Below are 626 nucleotides of genomic sequence, written 5' to 3'. Positions count from 1 at the left end.
GATCTTGCAGCCTTTAGTTCAGATGTTGCGCATTTCCAAAACAAGACAAGGCAGCATTTTAAAGGGTGGTTTGACCCTGAGCATCTTGAGGATGCGACAAAGAATGCGGAAAATGCTTTTAACCATGCGCGGGGGCGTATGGTGGGTGCGCTTGCGCAAACAGCAACCTTAATTGCACCGCTCTATAAAGCCATGCAATTTGACCAATCGATGAAGGGCTTGGAAAAGGTTCTCGATGCCCCCCTTGATCGCTTAAAGGAATTGCGCCGTTTTGCGCTTGAAACCTCCACCAAGATTCCGTTAGCGGCGCGTGAAGTCTTAGAATTGATGACCAGTGCCAGCCAAGCAGGGATTGGCGAACAAGATCTAGAAGCTTTTAGCATTTATGCCGCTAAAGCAGCTGTAGCTTTTGATATGACGGGAGATCAGATTGGGGAGCGCTTTGCCAAGTTGCGCAATGTCTTTAAGCTTAATCAGGCAGGCATTGAAGATCTAGGCGATGCTATCAATCATCTCTCTAACCACATGGCGGCCAAGGCAAGTGAAGTTTCTGATTTTACCAATCGTGCCACCGGTGCGGCAACCATGTTTAAGCTCACCGCGCGGGAAACCGCAGCATTTGGTAC

General features: G+C 48.9%; 1 protein-coding gene. It reads left to right on the top strand.

Annotated features, from left to right (window positions below; translation table 11 throughout):
• Positions 1-626 (top strand): phage tail tape measure protein (locus ACFING_RS10095; protein WP_375630846.1); only part of this gene is annotated, 626 nt, incomplete at both ends.

It is taken from the genome of Bartonella sp. AP150HLJHH (genome assembly GCF_042196385.1).
In the GTDB taxonomy this organism is placed as follows: domain Bacteria; phylum Pseudomonadota; class Alphaproteobacteria; order Rhizobiales; family Rhizobiaceae; genus Bartonella.
The sequence above is the reverse complement of the archived record's forward strand: the minus strand, read 5'-3'. Positions and strand labels throughout refer to the sequence as shown.